We start from the raw sequence: 24,814 nt of genomic DNA on the forward strand, positions 1-24,814 counted from the left end.
TACAGCATCTTCTTCAGTAAAGCTCTCTGTGGTTGTTTCTACTGTAATTGTCGCTGCATCGTTAACATCAACGGTATTACCAGGATTAACATCAACAGTTGTAGGGGTAGTCTGTACACCGTCTGTCGCGGACAAAGTAAAATCAGGTAAATCAGCGCCGCTGTTTACAAGATCTGCACCCGCTTGGGTTAATACAACCGTGTTACCAACCAGTGCATAGTTGACTGTATCAGATAATGTAACCGTGACCGTATCACCGTCTTCATCATTCGTACTAAAGCTAGCAACAACATCCGTTGCTACCGCATTTTCTTCAGTGAAATTAGGGGTCGTTGATTCAAGCGTGATCGTCGCGGCATCATTAACATCAATGGTATTACCCGGATTAACATCAACCGTAGCTGGGCTAGTTTGTTTGCCATCCGTTGCTGACAAGATAAAGTCAGGTAAGTCCGCGCCGCTATTCACTAGGTCTGCACCCGCTTGGGTTAATACAACCGTGTTACCAACCAGTGCATAGTTGACTGTATCAGATAATGTAACCGTGACCGTATCACCGTCTTCATCATTCGTACTAAAGCTCGCAACAACATCAGTGGCCACAGCATCTTCTTCAGTAAAGCTAACTGTGGTTGTTTCTACTGTAATTGTCGCTGCATCATTAACATCAACGGTATTGCCAGGATTAACATCAACAGTTGTAGGGGTTGTCTGTACACCGTCTGTCGCTGACAAAGTGAAATCAGGTAAATCAGCGCCGCTGTTTACAAGATCTGCACCCGCTTGGGTTAATACAACCGTGTTACCAACCAGTGCATAGTTGACTGTATCGGATAAGGTAACTGTTACCGTATCACCGTCTTCATCATTCGTACTAAAGCTCGCAACAACATCAGTTGCTACAGCGTTTTCTTCAGTAAAATTAGGCGTCGTCGATTCAAGTGTGATTGTCGCGGCATCATTAACATCGACAGTATTACCGGGATTAACATCAACAGTTGTTGGGGTTGTCTGTACACCATCCGTCGCTGACAAAGTGAATTCAGGTAAATCAGCGCCACTATTTACCAGGTCTGCACCCGCTTGGGTTAAGACAACTGTGTTGCCAACAAGGGCATAATTGACTGTATCGGATAACGTGACAGTCACCGCATTGCCGTCTTCATCATTGGTACTGAAGCTTACCACTTGATCATTTACCACAGTGGTATCTTCTAAAAAGGTATTTGTTGTCGACTCAAGAGTTATGGTCGCAGCATCATTTACATCAGGTATTGGATTAACTAATAAATCGTTAATATTGGTATCTGTTAACTCTGTAGCTACAGCATCAAAAGCGAATGATTCAGTTTTAAAAGTAGAGGATGCTATTATTTCAGTTGCATCACGCGAGACATCTACAACAACAGAACGACCACCATCACTTGCTTCGCCAGCGGCGGTTTCAATATCATCTATAGGATCATCATTTGCTTCAATTGCAGCTTGAATAGCTTCAATTTCGGCTAACTCTTTTGCATCAACATTGACAGACTCATTAATAACATTTTCTAGTTTCTTGACCAGAACAGGATTACTTTCTTGTTTATTTAATTGGTCTTTATCTTTATTAATATTATCGCTCATGATCTACCCTTTATTCGATTATCGTTAATCCAAGTGACTTTTCATTACAAATAAAACATTTTAACTACAAAAAACACATTTTATTCACAATAAAACCGCATTTAAGCCAGTGATTTATGGTAGCTCATCAGAGGGGCTTTGTCTATAAAATAGACTGCAAGTCTAAGTCTATTTCTTCGACAAATCATAGCTATAGCTAACATCTGAGTCATAAATATTTTAACGCTATAATTTCAGTTTTTATGCTTCTTTTTACGTATCCGTTGAAGTGATAAATAATCAAGAATAACAAAGCCCTAAAATTAGGGCTTTGTTATTCTTGATACAATGTATTTACCCCACTTAAATATAATAATAAATTCTTCTTATTGATATTGTTTAAGACGAATGACTTATTTAAAAACATTCGTTATGGGCAGTAAGAAATGATTACATCTTAATAACTGCCATTTTATCTTGAGACATATCATGCATGGTATAAGCAATACCGCCGGTATTATAACCCGACTGTTTTCGTCCAGCGAAAGGCATCCAATCAACGCGAAAAGCGGTGTGATCATTCACCATTACCGCCGTCGCCTCTAATTCACGTATTGCCTTCATTGCGACATCAAGATTTTTTGTAAACACCGACGCTTGAAAAGCATATTCCAACGAATTGGCTTGAGCAATAGCTTGGTCAATATCATCATAACCATAGACACAAACTACCGGACCAAAAATTTCCATGGTAGATACTTTTGCATCAACTGGCGGGTCAAGCAGTACTGTCGGTGCATAGGTGCTATCACCCAATCGTTTACCTCCGGTAAGTAGGCTTGCGCCTGCTGCCACCGCTTCATCAACCCAATCTGCAACGCGATCAACTTCTTTGGGACGAATAAGCGGTCCACATTCAGTAAACTCATCAATAGCGTTACCAACAATAAGTCTCGCCGCGCCATCAGCCAATAGTTGTGCAATAGCTTTGGCTTTACTTCTCGGCGCAAAAATACGCTGTACAGACACACACACTTGCCCCGAATGATAAAAACTGCCTTTAAGTAAACTTGGGATCATCGCTTCAATGTCGGCACTATCTTCAACAATAACAGGAGCAACTCCACCATGTTCTAATGCGCAACGTGTACCTGGTGCTAATTTAGAACGTAACATCCACCCCACTTTTGCCGAACCAATAAAACTGAAAAAGCCAACACGAGCATCGGTGATCATTTTTTCAGAGGTCGGAATATCACAGGCAATAAAACGGCACCATTGTGGCGGCAAGCCAGCTTCATGCAAAATATCAACAAATGCTTTACATGATAATGGCGTATCTCGTGCAGGTTTAACTAACACTGGACAACCCGCCGCAATGGCTGGTGCAACTTGATGTACAATTAAGTTTAACGGGTGATTAAACGCTGAAACAGCAACGACAACACCAATAGGCTCCTTGGTAGTAAAGGCTATTCTACCCGCGCCGGCTTGGGTTAAATCCATTGGGATTTGGCTACCAGTTAAGTTAGAAATTTCTTTTGCGCAAAGCTCTACGCCATCAATAGCCCTAGTCACTTCAACTCGCGCATCCATTAATGGTTTACCGCCTTCATTGGCGATCAAAAACGCGAGTTCATCTGCTCTTTGTGAAATTAATACCGCTGCTTTTTTAAGAATACTGACTCGCTCAAAAGCGGGAAGCCACTGATGACAATCTTTAAACAGTTGGTGAGACGTTGCTAAATATTTATCAATTTGATTCCATGTTACAGTCGGAACTGATCCTATGTGGCTTTGATCATAAGGATTAACAACGTTGAGTTTTTTAGATGCCTTGCTTTTTGCAGCGACATGCTTTTTTTCTATATCGTCCATAATGTGCTCTTTAATAAGTTAAGTCGTCTCGTAACAATAAATATCGAAATTATAGCGTTATATTAAACAAACCTTTTCAGCCAATTCATCAATTAATACCTTTTGATTTTCTGAGTAATCAACAGGTAATTCAACAAGGTGAACGCCCCCTGCTGAAAATGCTTTTTCATAGGTAGGTATCAAGTCTTCAGCAGACATTACTCTATGCCCTGTTGCGCCATAACTTTCTGCGTATTTAACAAAGTCAGGATTACCAAATTCTAATCCCCAATCAGCAAAACCAGCACTGGCTTGTTTCCAGCGAATCATTCCATAAGAATTATCATTTAACACGGTGACAACTAAGTTTAGTCCTAGACGAATAGCTGTTTCTAATTCTTGTGAATTCATCATAAAACCACCATCACCACATATGGCCATAACCCGTTTATTAGGATTTAACATTGCAGCCATCATACCCGAAGGTAAACCTGCGCCCATGGTGGCAAGGGCATTATCAAGTAATACCGTATTGGGTTGATAAGCTTTATAATTACGCGCAAACCAAAGTTTATAAATACCATTATCCAACGCAATAATATCTTTATCAGCCATCACCTTTCGAATATCGGCAACAAAGCGTTGTGGAATAATAGGAAAACGATCATCATTTGCCCCTTCTTCAATATGTTCATCAATGGCGAGTTTTACTTTTTCAAAATAGCTACGGTCAAACTTAACTTCACCACCTAACTTCTCTTTTAATGCATCAACCGAAGCAGCCAGATCACCAATAATTTCTAGTTGTGGAAAATAGACTTGGTCAACTTGGGCCGACTTATAATTAACATGAATAACCTTCTTCCCCCCTTCTTCCATAAAAAATGGCGGTTTTTCAATAACATCATGGCCAATATTAATAATTAAATCTGCACGCTCAATAGCACAATGCAAATAATCACCCGCCGATAATGCCGCGGTACCCAAAAATAGACTAGAGCGTTCATCAACGACGCCTTTCCCCATTTGCGTAACAAAAAATGGAATGCGCGTTGAATGAACAAAGTTACACATTGCCTCTCTAACATTTTGCCGATTCGCCCCTGCGCCAATTAATATTAACGGCATTTTGGCGGTCTTTATTAATGCTACCGCCTCTTCTAGTGCGATATCATTAGGGTGAGCATAATGACGTTTATGTGGTGTCATCACCTTTTCTGTACACTCTTCTGCAGCAATATCTTCTGGTAATTCTAACAGTACAGCGCCGGGTCGCTCTTCTTCACAAAGACGAAAAGCTTCTCGTACTAATGAGGGAATAGTATCACCGTGCACAATTTGTTTAGACATTTTACAAATAGGCGCAAACAAACCAACAATATCAATTATTTGGAACTGACCTTGCTTAGACTTTTTAATTGGTTTTTGCCCAGTGAGCATAAGTAAAGGCATACCTCCTAAATGAGCGTATGCAGCAGGCGTTGCCAAATTGGTGGCGCCTGGGCCCAGTGTTGCCATACAAACACCTGCTTTACCAGTAAGACGACCATAAGTAGCGGCCATAAAACCAGCGCCTTGCTCATGGCGAGTTAACACTAATTTAATGGTGGACTTGCGTAAGGACTCAACCATATCCAAGTTTTCTTCGCCTGGTACCGCAAAAATGTGGTCTACCCCTTCAGCCTCCAATGCTTGTACAAATAAATCAGATGCTTTTATTTTATTATTATCACTCATAACGTTGTTCCTAATAAGCCCATCAATCGTCGATTGTAAAAAGAAAATCGACTCAATTATCCTGTAATTTAAAATACGTTAAGTTGCCTGCTCAGTGATTAATATAACCATAACTTTTATCTACATTAAGATTTTAGACTATAGAATAAATGCTTCCATCAATATGAGGATTTAAAACAGATATACAGATAATAGATAATTGACATGCGTATTTAAAATAAGAAATAGCCGCTAGCATGAATGCGTTTTATTCCTACGCATACATTCGATAATCACATGAAAAGATTAAGAACTTCTTATGAAAGTTTAGGACATTCAAACTATTTCCCATGGAAAGTTCCGTAGGTATCAACTAAGCTGGTTAAGGTTACCGTTCTAACGAATAAAATGTGATTTAGTGAAAAGGAATACCTATTAATAAAATCACAACCAATACTTTCTCACAGAGATTATTGGAGTCAGAGCATTGCGCTCTAAAGGAATGAAAATGCAAGCAGATCTCGATGCTAAAGATGAGTTAATTAAGTCACTTCGAGCTGAACTCAAAGCAGCTCAAGAAAATGAACACCGATTGACAACGCTTATTCAAGCGGCACCTATCTGTATCCATGAAATTAACTTAAAAGGCCAGATCACCTCAATGAATGGCACTGGCCTTAATATGATGAATATGCAAAGAGAAGAGGAGGTCTGTGGCATTAATTACATGGATTTTGTCTGTGAAAAACAAAAATTTGAAATAAATACCTTCTTAGAGCAAGCATATCAAGGTCAATATCATGCTTTTGAGTTTAGCCCTGAAGACTCAAAGCTAACATTTAGTTCCTGTTTTGCGCCCGTTTTTAACGAAAATGGCGTGGTAGAAAAAATAATGGGATTAACAGAAAACGTTACTGAACAGAGAAAACAAGAGAGAAAATCACGAGAGAGTGAAATTAAATTCCGTAGTATATTTGATAATGCAGATGTATCGATTTTAAATGAAGATATGTCCGAGCTTAAAAGTGCTTTAGATCAACTCCGTCAAACTGGTGTGACAGATTTATATCAATACCTCAGAGATCATCCTCAGAAAATATTTGAATTTACCGGAATGATTAAAGTCATAGATGTTAATAATGCTACGCTTAAAATGTTTAACCTAACGTCAGAAGAAAATTTTCTTGAGCAAATTTCAGCCTCTTTTACCCCTGCAGCAGACGAAGTATTTATAAAGGAATTATGTGCTATATGGGACGGTGAAAAGGTTTTTCGTTCTGAAGCTACTTTTATCTCGCAAGTGGGTAATAATATAGATTCTATTCTTTCTTATCATATACCTGCTTCAAAAGAAGGATTCAAAAGTGTAGCAGTCAGTATTGTCGATATTACGTTGCAAAAACAAGTTGAGGAAGAGCTATTCAAATCAAGAAAACTTAAATCCGTTGGGCTATTAGCAGGAGGAATTGCGCATGACTTCAATAATATTCTTGCTGGCCTATTTGGTCATCTTGAATTAGCGAAGTTAAAACTACCACCTGAGCATGCCGCGTATCAACATATTAAAACGGCTAATCAAGCGATGGATAGAGCCACCAATCTGACAAACCAACTACTGACCTTTGCAAAAGGTGGCGACCCTTTATTTGAGATAATAGATGTTAAACAGATTATTAGAGATTCTATAGAGTTATCACTCAGTGGCAGTGGCGTTAAAACGATTCTGACTCTACCCAAAGACTTGTGGATGCTTAATGCCGATAGAGGACAACTATCGCAAGTTCTCACCAACCTTTTAATTAACGCCGTTCATGCTATGCCCAGAGGTGGAACGCTGACCATAGAAGCTATTAATATTAAAAAATTCACTCATAATATTATCCCCCATATTTCAGGCGAATTTGTCGGCCTTAAAATTAGCGATCAAGGCATTGGTATCTCGGATGAGCAGCAAAAACATATATTTGATCCTTACTTTACCACTAAGCAATCGGGTAGTGGACTCGGTTTAGCTACCGCGCATAGTATTATTGCAAAGCATAATGGCTATATCAGTGTTGAATCTGAGCTTGGTAAAGGCACAACATTTAGTATCTACCTTCCGGCAAAATCTGATGCGAAGATAAGTGATAAAGCGCTTTTAAATGATAAAAGAAATGTTATAGAAAGTTCAGGCAATGTCTTATTGATGGATGATGAAGAAATGATTTTAGATATATCATCTGAGATGCTTGAAGCGTTAGGCTATTCAGTTGTGACAGCTATTGATGGAAAAAAAGCAGTAGAGAAATATATTGATGCACAGAAGTGTGGTAGACCTTTTGATGTGGTAATTATGGATTTAACTATTCCTGGAGGGAAAGGTGGTGAAGAGGTAATAACGGAGTTACTTGATATTAACCCACAGGTAAAAGCAATTGTTTCAAGTGGATATTCCACCGGAAAGATTATGTCCAATCATACCAACTATGGATTCAAAGGTAGGCTTGTTAAACCATTTAGAATGAAAGTCTTAGAAAATGAACTCTATAAAATACTCGATTAATTGATGTGTTATCATGCCCTTTGTAAAATTTTAGCTAACACTTTAGATACGCTAAGCAACAATAACGCAGCACATTAATCGAGTTAATATAAGCACCCATATCGCGTATATTTCAAAATGCTGTTAGCCAACACAGATGACTAAATTGACCAATCGGACTAAATCCAACAAATTAACGATAAAGCGCTTATTCTCCTTAAAAGTATTAACGCTCTTAAGCTTTTTATTTATTGCCTGCACAGATCCATTACAAGCCAAAGTACTTAACACCTTTACCGCAGAAGAGTTTAGTGACCTCCATCAAGGTGATAAAATTTTTGAATATAATGTGTATGTCATGGGAAAAAATGTTGGTTATTTACACAGAACAATTAACTGGGATAATAGCGAAAAAGTAACCAAAGGAACGGTAACATCATACGGTGAAGTCACCTTTTTGTGGCTTGACTTAACCTATCAGCAACAGAGTTCAATGCAATATTCACCTCAATACCATCATTTTCTAACGTCAAGATTTTCACAAAAGCTAACCGGAATTAAATCCAGAGAAATGACCGCTGAACTTTCTGATAATGGCCTTTCCTCAACGGTGACCCTCAATACTGAAGTGTCTCATTACCAACAGCAAAGCGAAAATGAAAATGAAAATCAACCGTTATATGACCTAGATACCTTAGGAGCACAGATTAGACTGAATTTGTTACAGGGAAAAACTCGATTTCCCCTCTCTCGCCAAGCAAGTAGTAAGATTGAACGTTATTAATTTGAAGTGGCTGGTGATGAAGAAATTATCCATGCAAAATGGGGGAAGTTAACAGCAATTAAAGTAGTTGAAGTAGGAGAACATGAAAATATCGTCTTATGGTTTTCGAGTAAACATGATCACCAATTAATAAAGGCAGAACTCGACATGATTTTTTCGCCAATAGTATGGTTATCTCACTTTAGTAAACAATGTCAGTCGTAGCGAGAACGATGACAGTACTAGGTCTTTCTGTTGGTAATTGTCCAAACATCGACATCAAGGTTATTGTCACTAATAGCCTTATTTAATCGCTTTAAAAATCGGTCTTTGGTTCTCGGATTAACAATTAATACAATGCCCGCTTTTTTACCTGTCATGGCTGAATAAAATAACGCCTGCCCTAAAGACTCAGCCCATTTCTTTCCCCAATCATATTCAATGGCATGGGTATCAGTTAAACAATCAACCCGCGTTCTATCGGGTAAAACATGTTCTATTTCCCCCTTACAATGCGCATCAACAAAGTCTGCCTCATGCCATTTACTTGATGTAGTAGATTTAGCGGACTTAGCTTGAACTGAGGTGCTGGTAGATAATAAAGCACAAAGAATGAATAGCTTAAGTGAGGTAAATAGCACAAGCGGTATAGAGGAAAACTGTATAGTCATTTATCTGGTTTCTAATCTTATATTATTTTGATGTTATGAGGCTTTTACTAATAGCTGTATTGTAACTTAGCCTACCACCTTTAGCACTATTAGCCGTGCATGTTTCACAACGCCTGACCAATTGATTATCAAGCCACTTCTAGTCCTAGGTATTGTCGGTATTTCAGTGGTTTGTGACGTTATTGCACCCTTGTGATGAAATTGTGATAACTCGGTGACTAAATAGAGATATCAGTCCTTTATAATTTAGGTCAGGTTTAACAAATCAATCTATCTCACGGTTGGCTCAGGATAAAATTATGAACAATATATCATTCATCACCGCTATCGCATTCGTTTCAGTATTAACATTTTATGCTGTCGCGCCACAATCTACTGAGTATTCAGCTACAGACTCAACTCAAATTAATACTCAAAATACTATTGAAAGTGATATCGAAGAAATGATGCCTAAATCACAATCAACTGAAAAAATGCCTGCCACAGCACATTTAGACAGTATTGTATTAGGTGCGGGTTGTTTTTGGGGTGCTGAAAAACGGTATCAGGCCATCCCTGGTGTTGTTGATGCAATATCAGGTTATGCCGATGGTAAGAATGTCAGCGCTACTTATCGAGAAATTACTAAAAGAAAGCACAAAAACAATGTAAATAACCATGCAGAAGTCGTTAAAGTTATTTTTAATAGTTCAAAGGTCAGCTTGGAAACTATTTTACATAGTTACTATGAAGGACATAACCCAACTCAACTTAATCGCCAAGGTAATGATGTCGGCACTCAATATCGTTCAACGATACTAACGAGTAATAAAGAGCAAAATGCCATTGCCTTAAAAATAACAGCACAGTATCAAACATTATTAAATGACGCAGGTTACGGAAAGATTGAAACCAAAATACGTTCATTAACTGAGTTTTTTGAAGCAGAGCAATACCACCAAGATTATTTAGCCAAAAACCCAAGGGGTTATTGTCCAGATCACTCTACTGGCGTTAAGTTTACTGCTGAGACCGCAGGAACGAAATTAGCGAATAGCGAAATTGATAATAGCGCATTATTAAAGGGCAAACATATTGTTGTCATTGAATCAGAAAATTATTGTCCTTATTGTGAAAAATTTAAAAAGAATGTCGCTAATGATTATAAAGGCACTATTGCTATAAAATTTCGCCTAGCAAGCCAGCTTAAAGGCTTAACGATAAAGACTGAAACGTGGGCCACGCCTACTATTTTATTTATTCAAGACGGTGAAGAGGTCTTTGGAAAACAAGGGTACATGGAGCCTGAGTATTTTTATAAAGCTTTAGGTGCTTTTAAATTAGGAAAAAGTGAAGCGTTTAATGTTGCTTTCGATGAAGGTACGGATGGCCGCTTTTGTAAAGAGTATGAAATATTCAAGAACACACCCGATGGTGTTTTTATTGATAAACTAAGTGGTGCGCCACTGTTCGATACTAATGACCGATTTAACTCAAAATCTGGTTGGTTATCGTTTACGAAAGCGGTCGAGGGTTCAGTGATTGAAAAGCCCGATAATCGTTACGGTATGGTACGAACAGAGATTCGCTCTAAAACGTCAGGTATTCATTTGGGTCACGTATTTCCAGATGGTCCAAATGGACAGCCAAGGTTTTGTATTAATGCGACGGTATTGGAGTTCAGAGCGAGATAATAGCGTTCACCGCACAGTAAAAAATCATCATTATCTCTCCCCTGCTTGGCTATCGTAAAATCAATTTGGCGATAGCCATTCTTTCCACGCTTTATTAGCGGCTATTTGTGGTGACACTGCCAAGCACTGTAAATATTTACGCTACTTATTTAAACTGAATAATTAAGTAAAAGTGCTGGTCTTCATTTGCCACAAAGCGGTCATTAGGTTACTAGTGCCGAACAGCACTTCGGATTAGTTTTTGTATCGATAACGCCCAATTAAAGGCTAAAAATAGCGGGCTAAAATGGAAGCGAAGCGAACAGCCCGCTGTTTTTAGTCCTATTAAATTGCTTAGGTACCTGAGTAAACTATTTCATAATTTTCTTTTACAAAGTCAATAAAATTGACATTGTTTACCTTTAAACTTTCACTAATAGTTGATGCATTAATTGTAAGTATATTTTCTAGCGCTGCTATAGCTTTTGGATGTTCCCAATTCAAAGATGGTGTTCCAATTACAGAGGCAAAAAATTGTAAGCTTTGCTGCTGTAAATTGAGCTTCATTACTGATTTTTGGCAAATATTATAATTTTTAAAACCATATACTTGACCTCTAGCCACCAAAGATTCTATTTTAGCAACCTTGTCACTCGATTTAGCAAGGGCTTCTAATAATTGTTTGCCATCATTAGCTCCGCGAGAATTTATATACTCAATTATATGAGAATTCTGTTGATCTGAATTAGGCTGTAAATTTTTATGACTTTCAAAGCCAATATAGATAAATTTTAATTGTTCAATAGGTAAAGAAAGACTTTGAATGTAATCATGAACTGAATCTGTTAATTGATCTAGAAAGTCAGTTTTCCTTTGCGCCTTAGCTTGATGCTTCCATGTTTTTAAAGCTGTAAATGCTACATATGCAGTAAAAGTTGCAGCAAGGGTTTGAATGGAAGTTAGCCATGGAATTGATTCTAGAAATTTGCACATAGATTGATAAGGTACCTAACGCCCAAATAACAGGCTAAGTAATTGTTGGCTAAAATGTGAAACGAAGTGGAACGCAGCCAACCGTTACGTGTCCTAGTTTATTTTCTTGTTATGTTTTAAAGCTTAATAACAGCCAGCATATCCTCATCGTCTTCATCCATACCGACTTCGGAAAAACCAAAGCTAGAATAAAACCCTTTAGCAACAGAGTTCTTTGGATTATAACAAATTTCGATCTCTTGTAAGCCCGAAACTTTTTTTATTTCAAACAAGGCTAGGTTAAGTGCAACACGTCCTATTGATTTTTGTTGATGTTCTTTATCAACCATAAAGCGCCAAATTGAAATTTTAACTTTAGATTCTTGTACCCACATAAAAAAACCTACGGGCTCTTCTTTCATATAAATAGCTCTGATTTCATACCCTTCATTGTACTTAGATTCAACTATTGACCACATATTACAAGCTACATAACCTTCCTGTTCTTTTGTGATATCGAGTTCACAAACTTTTTCATAATTTTCTTTTGTTACTGGACGAAGTGATACTTCCACAGACTTTCCTTAAATCGTAACCCACTGTTTTAGTTCCGTTTAAATACCTTGTTATGTGTTTCTGCTTCCAGAGCTTTGGATAATCGAAGTAATGTTTCCTCATCCATATGTTGCGCATAATCTTTAACAATATTGTCTATGCGTTCATCACAGAATTCAAATAAATGCAAATTAACATTTACTACCACATTATCTAAAAATGGCTCAATATGGGTTTTAACTCGATTATAAAACTCAGTTAAAGAATTAAAATTAAATTCACATAACCCTTTAAACTCATTTATTCCTTTTTTTTGAATCTCGGTGCCAATTTCAGAAGAATGTTTTATATTATTATTCACTATTCTTAACTGATTTACATATTCAAATTCTTTTATTGATGTGAACTCAATTTTTTTAAGTTTAAAAAAATATTTCATATTATCCCAAGCAAACAAATCTCTTTTATCTTCACCAGGAAATGCAGTTCGAATAATTTCTTTTAAAAGAATCTCGATGTTTTTATATAAATATACTATTTGCATTTCCTTCATTGAAATCATTTGCCCATCAAGGATAGATATAGTGTGCTGTATATCCGCTTGGTCATGATAAATACCCAATTGATCATTTGTAGGATACATATGATCACCTTCAACCGGCTCTAAATCACTAAAATCAGCTAATAACTTTTGTTCATCATTTGTTAGTTCAGCTATTTTTTTTTCGATCTCTACTTCTCTTGGTTTAATAGCTTCTTCATATGTAAAGTCTATTTGTTTTGCGATCTCAGTTAGAGCATTTCTTTTAAAAATAAACTGCCATTTTTTACTGTTGATCATATCTAATATATTCGACACATTTCACCATACTTATTAAAAACACATAACGCCCCACTAATGGGAATTTATAGTTGGCTAAAATGAAAACAGCCAACTATAAATTTTCCCTATTGAGTGGCTTGTTATGAGTTTTAGCCCCAAAAACAACCTTTTAAATCTTCGCTAACAATTTTGAACAGTGGTTCTAAATGTTGATTAATACCATCAGGTGCATATTGTTGCCACTTCGAATTTTGACGAGGCCAATATAATTTCCATACTTTATCTTTTTTAATATAGATAAATTTAGCAACTGGAAACTCTGTTTTTAAGGTCGGGTCATCCCACTTTGGACGAACTTCCAAAAAGTATAATGTTTGGTCTTCCATTCTATAATCAATATAGAGTTGTTCAGGTGGAAAAGGATTATTTTTATTAAGACAGAATTGTTTTGCAGCTTTCTCTACTTTAAATACCTCAAACTCACTAATTGCCATGAAACCCTCGAAACTCATAACGCCCCAATAATGGGCAAATATCAGTTGGTTAAAATAAGCGACACTGGAGCAAAAACCAACTGTTATTTGTCCTGATTAATTGGCTTATGTTTTTAATACTGTAAACCACATTGTAAAGGAATAATAAAGTAGCGTTGTAATTCCAAAGTAATAGGCATACATTAAGTCTTTTTTAAGCTCAAAACGAGATGCTAAAGGTAAAATAATAATAAGTAAAAAACATATCCAATCTAGAATATGGACAGTATCAAAAGGCTCTGTAATATCTTTAAACAGATCAGATTTCAAACTTACCCACCGATCTAAAAGTTCAGTCTTATCGAGGATCGCTTTAGTTTGAATGTGAATAGAGTGACAAACATTATTTAGAGTTGTTCTAGTATAGAGTTTACCTTGAAGTGAAATAGTTAACTCACAAGAGGTACCTTTAGAATGATAGATAGTCTTAGCTTCTACTATATCTACTTCAACCTGGGATTTATAAAAAAAACCATCTACAACTAGAAGTAGTATGGCTGAAGAAAAAAACATCCAGATAGGTAAATATTTATTTAGTCCGAATTTTAAATGCATAGTTGATTACAGACACCGTTGGCTAAAATAAGTGAAAGTAGTGAATAAAAAGCCAATTGTATTTTGTCCTGCTTGAAATTCTTGTTATGTTGCTACTACACCTGACCTAATAACTTTGGCAAAACTTGAATTAAACCTGTTTGTTGCCAGATAGGGTAACTTAATATACCAATAGTTACCCCCCAAAATAAGCCAAACTATAAATAGTTTTCTGTACTTTTACTTTTAGGCCAAATTACACCGCACCCTGAAAATGACAAGACAAGAACCAAAATGATAATTTCAAGGATTAACCAACTAGAGAAAAGAGCTGTTAAAGCTAAGGTAATAAAAGTGAATAATACCGACAATCCTTTAGGTTTCATCTAAATCCTTTTTGCAACATAACAGCTTATTATGGAGACTTCTCAGTAATGTCCATCCCATAACTTTAATTTAATTCGTATTAATATCCCATATTTTCAGTACCTTATAAACTAAAAATATTTTATTTTGTTAGGTCTTGGATATTACTGAGAAGTCTCAGTAATATCCAACATAGAATTAAAGGCTATTTCAAATAATATCAATTAGTTAGGGTTTAGAAATGTTGATTTTAATTTATTACTAAGACTTCCCAGTAATATGACACAGTCAATTCATTAGAAAATATATCGCAAATATTTTGAAGCTAACGTCAGCAAAGCACACCAAGGGAACATTAGCACCAATATTTATTAGTGCTAAAAAATTACGACGTTTGAGACATTTTCTTTAATCGTCACTTTTACCACTGAAGAGTCATCCCCTTCCATAGACCTTAACTCCTCCTGCCACACACTAGTTAAATATTTGTTAACCAATGACATCCCCCCTATTAAGGATAAATGCATCAGGCTCCCTTATGAATACGTATGCAAAGGGATTGATTACTACCCCTGCTTAATTTACGCTCAATTCAATTGCTAATTCGAAGTAAGTCTCAGCAACAACACGTTTACAATAATAAAAATAACATAAGCGAGGAAAGCATGAAATCTACTCCTATATTGAAAAAAATCACCCAAGCTTCAATCATAGCTAGTTCATTATTATTCAGTCAATTGTCACATGCGGATACCATACTGCACGCCTTTAACTGGACCTATGATGACGTCGCAACCAAAGCACAAGAAATTGCTGATTTAGGTTACAAAAAAGTACTTGTTTCGCCGTCATACAAATCTTCAGGTAATCAGTGGTGGGCTCGATATCAACCACAAGACTTAAGAGTTATTCATAGCCCTTTAGGCGATACCAATGATTTTAAAGATATGGTTAACGCCTTAAAAGCCAAAGGAGTAGAAACCTACGCCGATATCGTATTCAACCATATGGCGAACGAATCATACCAACGCTCAGATTTGAACTACCCAGGCTCTACAGTCCTTGCTAACTATGCTGCTGATAGTACTTATTACAATTCAATTAAGTTATTCGGTGATCTACAAGAGAATAACTTGGTCGCAAGTGATTTTCATCCCGCTGGATGTATTACTGATTGGGGCAACCCAGGTCATGTACAATATTGGCGACTTTGTGGTGGTAATGGTGATGCTGGCTTGCCTGATTTAGACCCTAATAACAAGGTAGTATCCCAACAGCAAGCTTACTTACAAGCGTTAAAAGCTATTGGTGTTACTGGTTTTCGTGTTGATGCCGCAAAACATATGAGCAACTATCACATTAATGCGGTATTTAATAACGACATCAAAAATGGCGTACATGTTTTTGGTGAAATAATTACCTCTGGCGGCTCTGGCGACAATAGCTACGACAGTTTCCTAGCACCTTATTTAAATGACACCGGACACGGTGCTTATGACTTCCCATTATTTGCCTCACTGCGCGGTGCACTTGGTTTTGGCGGTTCAATGAATCAACTTGTTGACCCAGCAGCTTATGGGCAAGCATTAACACCTGAGAAAGCCGTAACATTTTCAATAACCCATGATATTCCAACCAATGCTGGTTTTAGGTATCAAATACTTAATGCTACCGATGAAGTGTTAGCTAATGCCTACATTATGGGTCGTGACGGCGGTACGCCGATGATCTACTCAGATCATAACGAAAGTAACGACAACAATCGTTGGTTAGATTTATACAAACGCTCAGACGTTGCGGGCATGGTGAAGTTTCACAACACCGCACAAGGCCATGGTATGCAAGTGATGAGCTTTAACGACTGTGTTATTTTATTCAAACGTGATCATATTGGTGTGGTGGGTATTAACAAATGTGATAACGGCCAAGATGTTTGGGTAAATACTGCAGAGCACAATTTATGGTGGAATAAAAATTACCGTGATGTAGTTGAAGGTGTTGATGTACAAAACATTAATAGCCAATGGCATAAATTTTACTTGCCAGGGCGTAAAGCCAGAATGTGGTTAATGGAATAAACGCCAAAAAATACTTGTTCTCTCACAAACGCTACTTAAGGTAGCGTTTATCATTTCAGACATATTATAAATTCTATTGTTTAAGCAGTATCACTGATAGACACAGACGCTATCAATTGACTTTCTTACCGCAGATATATAGCTTTAAGACAAACACTGTGAACAACGCGTTAATCAAAGGCACTATTTTTGCTGCTATTTCATTCAGGTGAACGGGATTCATATCGCCAGAGATTTCTGCAAACAACATCACATAGGAATCAAATAATGTTTGTCGACATGATATTTTTTACCTAAATGTAACAGCTCAATTGTAAAATATAATGGATCTTCGACTAGATACTTCGAAGATCACGATAAACCAACTCCTGAGTAAGATTCCGCTATTAGTGAACACCTGAGTGTAGATGTCGTTATTAATTAATTCCTGATCGAAAATGACGTGATTAATGTCTTCTTGAGTAAAGCACTTAAGAAAGAAAAGAAATTATTTTTCCAGCTAAAGGTTCTATTATTAATATAACCTTTACTTTCATTAACAAAGAGCACCGCCTATGAAATTAATTTACAGTAATGAAAATACATTTTTAGTGAATAACGCTAAAAATATTCTTGAAAATCATAATATAGAAGTTACCTTAAAAAATGAGTTTGCCTCTGGCGCTGCCGGTTTATTAGCGCCTATAGATACCTGGGTAGAATTATGGATTATTAATGATCATGATGAAGATAAAGCAGAAGCAACACTAGCGCAGGCGTTAAAGCAGCAAGGAGAACACGATTGGTTTTGTCAGCAGTGCCAAGAACAAAATGATGCTTCTTTTGATTCTTGTTGGCAGTGCCAAACTGAAAAGACCTCATAGTTCGCAACCTTTATGTCACAAATAAAAAGTACGAACACAGTGCATGAATAGATCAAATGAGCAGATAGCAGTACTGCTTAGCTTACTCATGCCAACGCATTTACATTTACATTTGCTCAGACTTCCACAAACGAGTTCTTTCAATACACTTTTTCAATAAAATCTAATCACTACTGACACCATGCTGTCAGTAGCACAGTGATATTGTTCTTTTATCGCAATCAAACCGATTGCGAGTTTATTAATTAAAGGAATAAATTATGTTAGAACATTCACCATTGGTGTGGGCCGAAATATCTGTGACTGATATGAATCGAGCAGTTTCATTTTATCAAACACATTTTGATTTAACGTTTAAGCACGAAGTAATGAATGACATGGAAATGTCTATTGCTGAAACGGCCAACATAGGCGACCCAAGTTTTGCTCTGTTAAAACACGAGATGATGGTGCCAAGCCGAGATGGTAGCACAGTGTATTTACATCTTAGCTTGACATTAAATGACAAAGTGAATGAGATTAAAGCCGGGGGTGTTGAAATTTTATTACCGCCAATGCCTATTAAAGATGGCGAATGTGGCTACATTGCTCTTTTTGTAGATTGCGAAGGAAATAAAGTTGGGTTGTGGTCTCAAAGTCTGTAATGATATATTTATCTATATTAAGGGCTTATCAACATGGCTAACTCAACAACAAATTGCCTTTGTGGTGCTGTAAAAATCACGGTAGAGAACATTAATCCTAAATTTACAGTGTGTCATTGCCAAACATGTAGAACATGGGGTGGCGCGCCATTTTTCGCAGTTAAATGTGGTACAAAAGTAAAAATTGAAGGTGATGATAAAATTAACCTATTCAAGTCATCCTCTTGGGCATCTCGTGGTTTTTGCACCGAATGTGGAACGCATCTATTTTATAAATTAGACGCGACAGGTGAATACAATATGCCTGTCGGTTTGTTTCCAGATTTGCAAGGCTTAACAATGGACATGCAATATTTTAGTGACATGCGACCGAGTTATTACTGTTTTTCAAATGAAACAAAAGAAATGACTACCGATGAGATAATGGCTTATTTTGCCACTCAAATGTAACTAAAAACACACTATTAATAGTATATAAAAATAATACATAAACTCAGCACAGTGCTGGGTTTATGTTTTATACCAATTGAAGCAATGAGATAATAATGCGCCGTGCAGACAGACTATTTCAAATCATTCAGTTGTTAAAGAATCGCCGTTTAACTACCGCGAGTTTATTAGCAGAAGTACTCGAGGTATCTACAAGAACTATTTATCGAGATATTCAAGATCTCATTGCCAATGGTATTCCTGTAGAAGGTGAAGCTGGTGTCGGGTATTTATTACGTCGTGAAGTAGACGTGCCACCGCTCATGTTTAACGAGTCAGAACTTGAAGCGATTCAAGTAGGTATGAGAATGGTAGAAGCTTGGGGAGGCAGCGAACTCGCCAGTGCAGCCAAACAAGCAATGATCAAAATATCTGCGGTATTACCTGAAAGACTGCAAACATTTAACTCATTAATGTTTGCACCTAAGTTTCATGCCAAATCAAATGAATTTCAACATCTTGATCTTTTACGTAAAGCAGCCACCGATAGACAATACCTTCAAATGGATTATGAAGATGCCAAACAAGCACAAACCAGTCGAGAAGTACGTCCGCTCGCAATCCATTTATGGCGAGGCTGTTGGACACTATTAACCTGGTGTGAACTTAGAAATGACTTTAGAAATTTTCGCATCGACAGGATAATATTGATTAGCCTCACGCCACGATTTTTTCCTGTAGTAGACGGTGAAGAACTCAATGATTTCATCAAGGAAATGCAAAGGAAATATGGATAGTTATCGCCTTTCCTCACCTTGTTCCGAAGCAAACAATGACTAATACCTATTGAATGCTTCGTTAATTTAGATAGACTTATTCTGGCTTAGAATACCCTGACCAGATATCGGCATTGACTGCCGCTTTCTTTTTGCGTTTTTTCTTACCTGTACCTTCAGGTTTTGCCATCGGTTTATTTTCTGCTAGCTCTGCAGCTAAAATTGAATCTTCGGCAATATCTTGCACTTCAAAACCTTCGACTTGTTCACGATCAAGACGAATTTTATTCTTCTTTTCAATCACTTTGAAATGATGATAATCTTCATGATCGATAAGTGATAATGCTAAACCTACTTCGCCAGCACGGCCACTTCGACCAATACGATGCATGTAGTCTGATGGGCTTCTTGGTAAGTTAAAATTGATTACCACTGGCAGTTTTTCGATATCTAAACCACGGGCAGCAATATCAGTAGCAATTAACACGTCAATATCCCCTGCTTTAAAACCATCAAGCACTCGACTACGTTCACTTTGACCTTTATCGCCATGGAACACTTCGGCAGTAATACCACGTTTAGAAAGCTTTTCAGCTAAGTGTTCACAATGGTGTTTAGCATTAACAAAAATAAGCACTTGTCGCCATTGATGTAACTTTATTAAATGCTCTAACAACGCTGTTTTTTCACCTTTATTAACGGTAAAAACGCGCTGTACTAAGGTACTGGCATCACTACTTTGTAATTGTATTTCAATAGGATTGTTGAGCAATTCTTGCGTTAACGTTTTTACTTGTTCAGGAAAGGTCGCTGAAAATAATAAGATTTGTTTTTTCGTTGGCATTAACGCCAATAACGCCGTTATCTCTTCAGTAAAACCTAGGCTCAACATACGGTCAGCTTCATCAAGCACTAAGGTTTTAACCTTATCGAGCTTAATCGCATTACTTGAAATTAAATCGAGTAATCGACCCGGTGTTGCCACCAAAATATCAGTGCCGCCACGTAATGCAAGCATTTGAGTATTGATTGATACACCACCAAAAACGGCAACTGTTTTAATTTCGCCGTTAAAGTGCACTGCATAAGATTTAATGCTGTCTGCAACTTGTTTAGCAAGTTCTCGAGTAGGCACTAAAATCAGACCACTAACAAAGTTACCTTTAGTGTTTTTACTGCCCGAAGATATGTCAGCGCGTAACTTCTGCAATAGTGGTAATGCAAAAGTAGCGGTTTTACCCGAGCCGGTATTTGCCCCTGCAATTAAGTCACGTCCCGCTAATACACTTGGGATAGCTTGCGCTTGAATAGGCGTTGGCTGTAGATATTCCAGCTCAGATAATCGAGCTAGCAAAGGTGTAATAAGACCTAACTCGGCAAAGGAAACGGTAGAGTTGGCTGGGGTTGTAACTGTGGTCATTAAGGTAAAAGCTCAAAGCATAAATAATTACCACTATTTTAGCGTATTTATGACCTTGTCAGTTAGTGAAATCGATCAAAGCTGCTGTAATGCTACTTCTCGCCAATAATGAGTCTATCTAAGCTAATGATATCTCGTAATAATTAGCTTCTTTCTGATAAAATTCAATCCGTTTTTTAAAGCTAAAGCCTAAGCTTTTTAATAAGTAATTAGATCCGATATTACCTAACGCTGTCACCGCAGAAACCTTAGCAAGCCTGTAGTTATCTCTCGCTTCATTTAACACTGCCAACGAAGCTTCTTTAGCATAACCTTGTCGATAAAACTGTGGTAATAAAGAAAAACCTAAATCGGCATACTCTAAATTATCCCGTTTCAGTAAGCCGCACATGCCAATGGGGGTATTACAATCTTTCAACTCAAGTATATATAAACCAAAGCCAAAATTCTCATAGCTCATCATAGGTCCATTTATCAGATAGTCCCTTGCATCATCTTCCGTTCTTACTTGCTTATCGACAATATTTTTTATAAATGCCTCATCGTTGAGTAGGTCGATAATAAAGCTAGTATCAGTCAATTCGAATTGCCTAACGATTAACCTTACTGATTGGTGAACTATCATGTGTATTCCTTATTATCGGCATTACTTATTCAACATCTTGGTAAAGACATTACTCATTGCGGCTAAAAGATGCCTATTAATATGGCTCGTCTATAAACATCCCACCCAACGGGATACAATATACCATACTATTTTTAAATCACTGACGCAGACATGAATACTTTGACATTAGAACAAACCAAACAAATTATTATTAAGGCAATACACAAGGCTGAGCAGCTTAACATTAGGGTTAACATCGCTATTGTTGATAGTGCTGGCTATTTAATTAACTTTCAACGTATGGATGGCGCATTATTAGGCGCAATAGATATTGCGTTGAAAAAAGCTAAAACGGCTGCTTTATTTGCTAAACCTTGCCATTTACTTGGGGAAAAATCACAACCAGGTGGTGCCCTTTATCAAATAGAGCAATCCAATAACGGCTTAATTACCTTTGCTGGTGGCTTGCCAATTAACAATGCTAACGGTGAAGTAATTGCTGCTGTTGGTGTCTCAGGATCAACTATTGAAAATGATCTCGCTGTAGCACAAGCGGCGATAGCATAAGTCGAATAGCTATTTATAATAAATGAATCGATTTACCACATACTCAATAATCACAAACCCCTCCCTTTCCAACACACTATCTTTACTATCGTGTTGGCTTGAGCTATGGTCTCAGCGTTTTTAAAAGGGAATAAAAATGATATTAGAAGCTGCTAACAAGTACTACGTTGAATTGCTCAGCGATATACTCGCCATTAAACATTATATAAAAAACAACCTAGGCGTATTTATTACAATACTTTACCTGATAGGTAATTTTTCTGGTGTTATTTATTTAGCGACTTTACTCAATAATTTTTCAGTCGATGTCTTTCAACATATTGAGCTTAACGATTTTTTATTTGCTTTGATATCAAACCCAGCAATTGTTCTTGGGTATACTGTGGTTATCCTTTTTACTGTTATTGCCTCTCGTTTTGAACTTAGTCGAATACCGGATCCTAAAAAGCCTACGCTTTTAAAGAAAATTTATTACGGTATTGGTTATCCTCTCTATTTGGTAAAGCCAACTTATGCTCTGGCCGCGATGCTTTTAATACCTTTATGTGCTTATCCATACTTGACGGCTAACGCGTATAGCGAAAAAATCAAGGAGAAAAGTACACAAAGTTACTCCCTTTCGTTAAATGATCCCATTCAAAAAAATCAAACCAATCTCTTAGCAGAAGTACAAATAATCACCTCAACGTCCCGAAACTTGTTCATCTACGATAATAAGAAAGACAAATTGCTGATTATTCCACAGAATAATATTGCAGCGCTGGTTCCTCTGATCAAAGCAGACATTGCAGTGAAAGTTAAGTCCGCTAAAGAAGTGATAAAGAAGTGATAAAGAAAGGAGTATTTATATAGCAGCAATAACGCTGGCAAATATCACCAGCCCTTAAACCCTCAGTTTTTACTGAATTAACAATAGTAAGATAGAGTTAGTTAGTTAGTTAGTTAGAAGCCTACTTATTTTTTAAAACTAATAGACCATTATTTTGATCAATGTGAAAATCAAAATGCTTTAAAAAATTCATACCTAATAAACCATCATTGCCCTCACTAACAAAAGGACTTACCGCAAAAACAAAGTCGTTAACGATATAACCTTGGATAGAAAACTCGGCTACTTGGTAAATGCTGGCGGTTACTGTGCCTCCTGCCGTATTTAGGTTTACGTCTTCAATATAAAAGACTTCTGAATACTGGTTCAATGCTTCAAATGCGGGTTCAGATAACAAGGAAATACTCGCTCCGGTATCTAACATTAACGATACCTTAAACGTATCATTCATGAGCGCCTGAACAATAAAATGTTCACCTTGACGACTTAATGGAATGCTTTGTGGCTTTCTTAACGCAGTTTCAATTTCGGCTAATAATGCTAACGCCTTTATTTTATAATTAGGCTCAGTTAACAAAGGTTCAATAGCATCGCGTGCATACTCAAATTCACCTAGCTCAAATTGTGCACGAACAAAAAACCACTGTAAGTTAAGATTTTGAGGATCAAATATAATAACCTCTGCAACTAAGTCTCTCAGTTCTACCCAGTGATTATTTTTTATTAACCCATCAGCGTGTTGTTGAACCAGCGTTCTTGCAAAGTTAATAGCATTACGATTGTTAACTTCATTAAATACATGGTATTGCACTTCATAGGCGTGTTTAATCGCAAGTAAAGCCAACTGCTGCTGCCAATACAAGTCAACTTGTAGATACAGAAAGCCGCCATCATCCGGCTCAAATGCTAAATATGCGCTGATCGAGTCTTCAGCATGGGTAAATAATTTTTGCTGAATTAATGCCTTTGTTGCCTGTAACCAAAAAAGTCTTACTTCGGGTACTTCAGTTTCATGGTCATTAGCTAAGCTATTAATTAAAAAGCGGGCATTAAAATAGTCTTTATCATTAATGGCATTTTTAATCGTATTAGCTATTTTAAAAGCGCTTTTTTTCCCGACACTATAATTATCTTTATCTAGGGTATTAAATTTATTTTTTGTTGTTTTAGCTTCACTCTGCAGCCTAACTTCTTGCTGAAATTTATTTTCAATTGTGCGGACATTTAATTGCAGAAATAAATATACATTAAGTGCTACTGAACAGAGCAAGCCAATAAATAAAGTAATACGCCACATATTTTTTTCCAAAAAATTGATTAATTTCAACGTTACTAACGTCTACGCACAAAATCATAAACCATAACCGCAATACATGGCATTACTGATGGTGCATTAAACCAGTATCTGTATTTTCAAAACCATGGCATATGTAGCCACTTACCGGCCGCTTTTTCTTCGCTATTTGATGAAAGTGTTCATAGCCAACTGAAAATGCAAACGGATTAGCATTGTAGTCGGCATACGACTGATCGCTGCCATTATTGGCCTCTCTCGCGCCCGCAGCAAAAGAGCTTAAAAAGTCATCTCTGTTGTTAAGCAGAATGGTTATTGAACCCTCCCCTCCCTCAACAAGTTCTAACGCACCTAAATCAATGTACTTATCAACGACGGCGTTATTGAAAAAACCACTGTATTGATCCGTTTCAACATCATAGCTAACAGGAGAATCATCTGATGCTTCCATTAATGAGACAAATAGCTCTCTTACTTTCTTTGAAATCACACACTGTTCCTTGCTTAGCCCATCTTGTGGGATATTAATTAACTGTTTTATTTATTTTAAACGCGAAAATAAAAACTATACTTTTGATATATTTTTCTAATTTTACTTTTAATTCCAAAAATTAACTAGATCATCTATTGTTAATTTACCTGAATAAAATTATTTATTTGAGATAGAACAGAGCTGTGACTACTGTGACCAGTCATATCATCAAAGATAAATAATGCAGTGTGCGCACTAAAGTGA

The 24,814-nt window shown here is 36.9% G+C and carries 25 protein-coding genes; 11 read left to right on the forward strand and 14 right to left on the reverse strand.

What is annotated here, in order from left to right; genetic code table 11:
- The 3 genes from CXF85_RS01975 to CXF85_RS01985 form a co-directional block, all read right to left on the reverse strand.
- Positions 1 to 1,626, reverse strand: a 1,626-nt coding sequence (locus CXF85_RS01975) for a hypothetical protein (RefSeq protein ID WP_198555456.1), incomplete at its 3' end; no start/stop codon positions are given.
- A 429-nt stretch (positions 1,627 to 2,055) separates the two neighbouring features.
- Positions 2,056 to 3,483 (reverse strand): aldehyde dehydrogenase family protein, encoded by a 1,428-nt coding sequence (locus CXF85_RS01980; protein ID WP_101226857.1) that lies wholly within the window; start codon positions 3,481 to 3,483, stop codon positions 2,056 to 2,058.
- A gap of 57 nt (positions 3,484 to 3,540) precedes the next feature.
- On the reverse strand, positions 3,541 to 5,181 hold the full coding sequence (locus CXF85_RS01985) for an acetolactate synthase large subunit (RefSeq protein WP_232771066.1): 1,641 nt from the start codon (positions 5,179 to 5,181) through the stop codon (positions 3,541 to 3,543).
- 505 nt (positions 5,182 to 5,686) lie between these two features.
- Here CXF85_RS01985 and CXF85_RS01990 point away from each other — a divergent pair.
- The 3 genes from CXF85_RS01990 to CXF85_RS23040 all read left to right on the forward strand — a co-directional run bounded on the left by CXF85_RS01990 (position 5,687) and on the right by CXF85_RS23040 (position 8,690).
- A complete protein-coding gene (locus CXF85_RS01990) occupies positions 5,687 to 7,723 on the forward strand; it encodes a PAS domain-containing hybrid sensor histidine kinase/response regulator (RefSeq protein ID WP_198555458.1) in 2,037 nt (678 codons plus the stop codon).
- A 136-nt stretch (positions 7,724 to 7,859) separates the two neighbouring features.
- Positions 7,860 to 8,486, forward strand: coding sequence for a DUF3108 domain-containing protein (locus CXF85_RS01995; protein WP_232771044.1), 627 nt, complete (start codon positions 7,860 to 7,862; stop codon positions 8,484 to 8,486).
- Between the two features lie 6 nt (positions 8,487 to 8,492).
- Complete coding sequence (locus CXF85_RS23040; RefSeq protein WP_232771045.1) at positions 8,493 to 8,690, forward strand: hypothetical protein; 198 nt, start codon at positions 8,493 to 8,495, stop codon at positions 8,688 to 8,690.
- A 17-nt stretch (positions 8,691 to 8,707) separates the two neighbouring features.
- Here CXF85_RS23040 and CXF85_RS02000 read toward each other — a convergent pair whose 3' ends face one another.
- Positions 8,708 to 9,136, reverse strand: coding sequence for a hypothetical protein (locus tag CXF85_RS02000; protein ID WP_101226860.1), 429 nt, complete (start codon positions 9,134 to 9,136; stop codon positions 8,708 to 8,710).
- A gap of 443 nt (positions 9,137 to 9,579) precedes the next feature.
- Here CXF85_RS02000 and msrA point away from each other — a divergent pair, with 443 nt between their 5' ends.
- On the forward strand, positions 9,580 to 10,809 hold the full coding sequence (gene msrA, locus CXF85_RS02005; protein ID WP_232771067.1) for a peptide-methionine (S)-S-oxide reductase MsrA: 1,230 nt from the start codon (positions 9,580 to 9,582) through the stop codon (positions 10,807 to 10,809).
- 333 nt (positions 10,810 to 11,142) lie between these two features.
- Here msrA and CXF85_RS02010 read toward each other — a convergent pair whose 3' ends face one another.
- The 6 genes from CXF85_RS02010 to CXF85_RS22720 all read right to left on the reverse strand — a co-directional run bounded on the left by CXF85_RS02010 (position 11,143) and on the right by CXF85_RS22720 (position 14,591).
- Positions 11,143 to 11,781, reverse strand: a complete 639-nt coding sequence (locus tag CXF85_RS02010) for a hypothetical protein (RefSeq protein ID WP_101226862.1) — start codon at positions 11,779 to 11,781, stop codon at positions 11,143 to 11,145.
- 116 nt (positions 11,782 to 11,897) lie between these two features.
- Complete coding sequence (locus CXF85_RS02015; protein ID WP_101226863.1) at positions 11,898 to 12,335, reverse strand: GNAT family N-acetyltransferase; 438 nt, start codon at positions 12,333 to 12,335, stop codon at positions 11,898 to 11,900.
- 29 nt (positions 12,336 to 12,364) lie between these two features.
- Positions 12,365 to 13,174, reverse strand: coding sequence for a hypothetical protein (locus CXF85_RS02020; protein WP_157829008.1), 810 nt, complete (start codon positions 13,172 to 13,174; stop codon positions 12,365 to 12,367).
- Between the two features lie 113 nt (positions 13,175 to 13,287).
- Complete coding sequence (locus CXF85_RS02025) at positions 13,288 to 13,632, reverse strand: DUF3024 domain-containing protein (protein WP_157829009.1); 345 nt, start codon at positions 13,630 to 13,632, stop codon at positions 13,288 to 13,290.
- A gap of 105 nt (positions 13,633 to 13,737) precedes the next feature.
- Positions 13,738 to 14,226, reverse strand: a complete 489-nt coding sequence (locus CXF85_RS02030) for a hypothetical protein (protein ID WP_101226866.1) — start codon at positions 14,224 to 14,226, stop codon at positions 13,738 to 13,740.
- 197 nt (positions 14,227 to 14,423) lie between these two features.
- Positions 14,424 to 14,591: a hypothetical protein gene (locus CXF85_RS22720; RefSeq protein ID WP_157829010.1), complete on the reverse strand. Its 168-nt coding sequence runs from the start codon at positions 14,589 to 14,591 to the stop codon at positions 14,424 to 14,426.
- 645 nt (positions 14,592 to 15,236) lie between these two features.
- Between CXF85_RS22720 and CXF85_RS02035 the strand changes: the two genes are divergently transcribed.
- The 5 genes from CXF85_RS02035 (at position 15,237) to CXF85_RS02060 (ending at position 19,382) form a co-directional block, all read left to right on the forward strand.
- Positions 15,237 to 16,649, forward strand: coding sequence for an alpha-amylase family protein (locus CXF85_RS02035; RefSeq protein WP_101226867.1), 1,413 nt, complete (start codon positions 15,237 to 15,239; stop codon positions 16,647 to 16,649).
- A 554-nt stretch (positions 16,650 to 17,203) separates the two neighbouring features.
- A complete protein-coding gene (locus CXF85_RS02045) occupies positions 17,204 to 17,512 on the forward strand; it encodes a putative signal transducing protein (RefSeq protein ID WP_101226869.1) in 309 nt (102 codons plus the stop codon).
- Positions 17,513 to 17,772: 260 nt separating this feature from the next.
- Positions 17,773 to 18,156, forward strand: a complete 384-nt coding sequence (locus CXF85_RS02050; RefSeq protein ID WP_101226870.1) for a VOC family protein — start codon at positions 17,773 to 17,775, stop codon at positions 18,154 to 18,156.
- A gap of 33 nt (positions 18,157 to 18,189) precedes the next feature.
- Positions 18,190 to 18,606 (forward strand): GFA family protein, encoded by a 417-nt coding sequence (locus tag CXF85_RS02055; RefSeq protein WP_101226871.1) that lies wholly within the window; start codon positions 18,190 to 18,192, stop codon positions 18,604 to 18,606.
- 95 nt (positions 18,607 to 18,701) lie between these two features.
- Entirely contained in the window at positions 18,702 to 19,382 is a 681-nt protein-coding gene (locus CXF85_RS02060) for a helix-turn-helix transcriptional regulator (protein WP_101226872.1), read from the forward strand.
- Positions 19,383 to 19,458: 76 nt separating this feature from the next.
- On the opposite strand, the gene CXF85_RS02065 is transcribed toward CXF85_RS02060, so the two are convergent.
- Together CXF85_RS02065 and CXF85_RS02070 are read right to left on the reverse strand one after the other, a co-directional pair.
- Complete coding sequence (locus CXF85_RS02065) at positions 19,459 to 20,781, reverse strand: DEAD/DEAH box helicase (RefSeq protein ID WP_101226873.1); 1,323 nt, start codon at positions 20,779 to 20,781, stop codon at positions 19,459 to 19,461.
- A 118-nt stretch (positions 20,782 to 20,899) separates the two neighbouring features.
- Positions 20,900 to 21,406 (reverse strand): GNAT family N-acetyltransferase, encoded by a 507-nt coding sequence (locus CXF85_RS02070; protein WP_101226874.1) that lies wholly within the window; start codon positions 21,404 to 21,406, stop codon positions 20,900 to 20,902.
- A 153-nt stretch (positions 21,407 to 21,559) separates the two neighbouring features.
- On the opposite strand from CXF85_RS02070, the gene CXF85_RS02075 reads away from it, so the two are divergent.
- Together CXF85_RS02075 and CXF85_RS02080 are read left to right on the forward strand one after the other, a co-directional pair.
- Entirely contained in the window at positions 21,560 to 21,955 is a 396-nt protein-coding gene (locus tag CXF85_RS02075; protein ID WP_101226875.1) for a GlcG/HbpS family heme-binding protein, read from the forward strand.
- Between the two features lie 136 nt (positions 21,956 to 22,091).
- The gene (locus CXF85_RS02080; protein ID WP_101226876.1) at positions 22,092 to 22,784 is read left to right on the forward strand and encodes a hypothetical protein; all 693 of its coding nucleotides are present in this window, start codon (positions 22,092 to 22,094) and stop codon (positions 22,782 to 22,784) included.
- Positions 22,785 to 22,905: 121 nt separating this feature from the next.
- Here the strand turns inward: CXF85_RS02080 and CXF85_RS02085 are convergent, their stop codons facing one another.
- Together CXF85_RS02085 and CXF85_RS02090 are read right to left on the reverse strand one after the other, a co-directional pair.
- A complete protein-coding gene (locus CXF85_RS02085) occupies positions 22,906 to 24,081 on the reverse strand; it encodes a retropepsin-like aspartic protease (RefSeq protein WP_101226877.1) in 1,176 nt (391 codons plus the stop codon).
- Positions 24,082 to 24,163: 82 nt separating this feature from the next.
- Positions 24,164 to 24,568 (reverse strand): hypothetical protein, encoded by a 405-nt coding sequence (locus CXF85_RS02090; protein ID WP_101226878.1) that lies wholly within the window; start codon positions 24,566 to 24,568, stop codon positions 24,164 to 24,166.
- Positions 24,569 to 24,814 lie beyond the last annotated feature (246 nt).

It is taken from the genome of Colwellia sp. 75C3 (assembly GCF_002836255.1).
GTDB lineage: Bacteria > Pseudomonadota > Gammaproteobacteria > Enterobacterales > Alteromonadaceae > Colwellia.

Coding starts and splice junctions, on each gene's coding strand:
- CXF85_RS01980 (WP_101226857.1), bottom strand. CDS start 3,483: ATGGACGATATAGAAAAAAAGCATGTCGCTGCAAAAAGCAAGGCATCT.
- CXF85_RS01990 (WP_198555458.1), top strand. CDS start 5,687: ATGCAAGCAGATCTCGATGCTAAAGATGAGTTAATTAAGTCACTTCGA.
- CXF85_RS01995 (WP_232771044.1), top strand. CDS start 7,860: ATGACTAAATTGACCAATCGGACTAAATCCAACAAATTAACGATAAAG.
- CXF85_RS02000 (WP_101226860.1), bottom strand. CDS start 9,136: ATGACTATACAGTTTTCCTCTATACCGCTTGTGCTATTTACCTCACTT.
- msrA (WP_232771067.1), top strand. CDS start 9,580: ATGATGCCTAAATCACAATCAACTGAAAAAATGCCTGCCACAGCACAT.
- CXF85_RS02010 (WP_101226862.1), bottom strand. CDS start 11,781: ATGTGCAAATTTCTAGAATCAATTCCATGGCTAACTTCCATTCAAACC.
- CXF85_RS02025 (WP_157829009.1), bottom strand. CDS start 13,632: ATGGCAATTAGTGAGTTTGAGGTATTTAAAGTAGAGAAAGCTGCAAAA.
- CXF85_RS02030 (WP_101226866.1), bottom strand. CDS start 14,226: ATGCATTTAAAATTCGGACTAAATAAATATTTACCTATCTGGATGTTT.
- CXF85_RS22720 (WP_157829010.1), bottom strand. CDS start 14,591: ATGAAACCTAAAGGATTGTCGGTATTATTCACTTTTATTACCTTAGCT.
- CXF85_RS02035 (WP_101226867.1), top strand. CDS start 15,237: ATGAAATCTACTCCTATATTGAAAAAAATCACCCAAGCTTCAATCATA.
- CXF85_RS02045 (WP_101226869.1), top strand. CDS start 17,204: ATGAAATTAATTTACAGTAATGAAAATACATTTTTAGTGAATAACGCT.
- CXF85_RS02050 (WP_101226870.1), top strand. CDS start 17,773: ATGTTAGAACATTCACCATTGGTGTGGGCCGAAATATCTGTGACTGAT.
- CXF85_RS02055 (WP_101226871.1), top strand. CDS start 18,190: ATGGCTAACTCAACAACAAATTGCCTTTGTGGTGCTGTAAAAATCACG.
- CXF85_RS02060 (WP_101226872.1), top strand. CDS start 18,702: ATGCGCCGTGCAGACAGACTATTTCAAATCATTCAGTTGTTAAAGAAT.
- CXF85_RS02065 (WP_101226873.1), bottom strand. CDS start 20,781: ATGACCACAGTTACAACCCCAGCCAACTCTACCGTTTCCTTTGCCGAG.
- CXF85_RS02070 (WP_101226874.1), bottom strand. CDS start 21,406: ATGATAGTTCACCAATCAGTAAGGTTAATCGTTAGGCAATTCGAATTG.
- CXF85_RS02075 (WP_101226875.1), top strand. CDS start 21,560: ATGAATACTTTGACATTAGAACAAACCAAACAAATTATTATTAAGGCA.
- CXF85_RS02080 (WP_101226876.1), top strand. CDS start 22,092: ATGATATTAGAAGCTGCTAACAAGTACTACGTTGAATTGCTCAGCGAT.
- CXF85_RS02085 (WP_101226877.1), bottom strand. CDS start 24,081: ATGTGGCGTATTACTTTATTTATTGGCTTGCTCTGTTCAGTAGCACTT.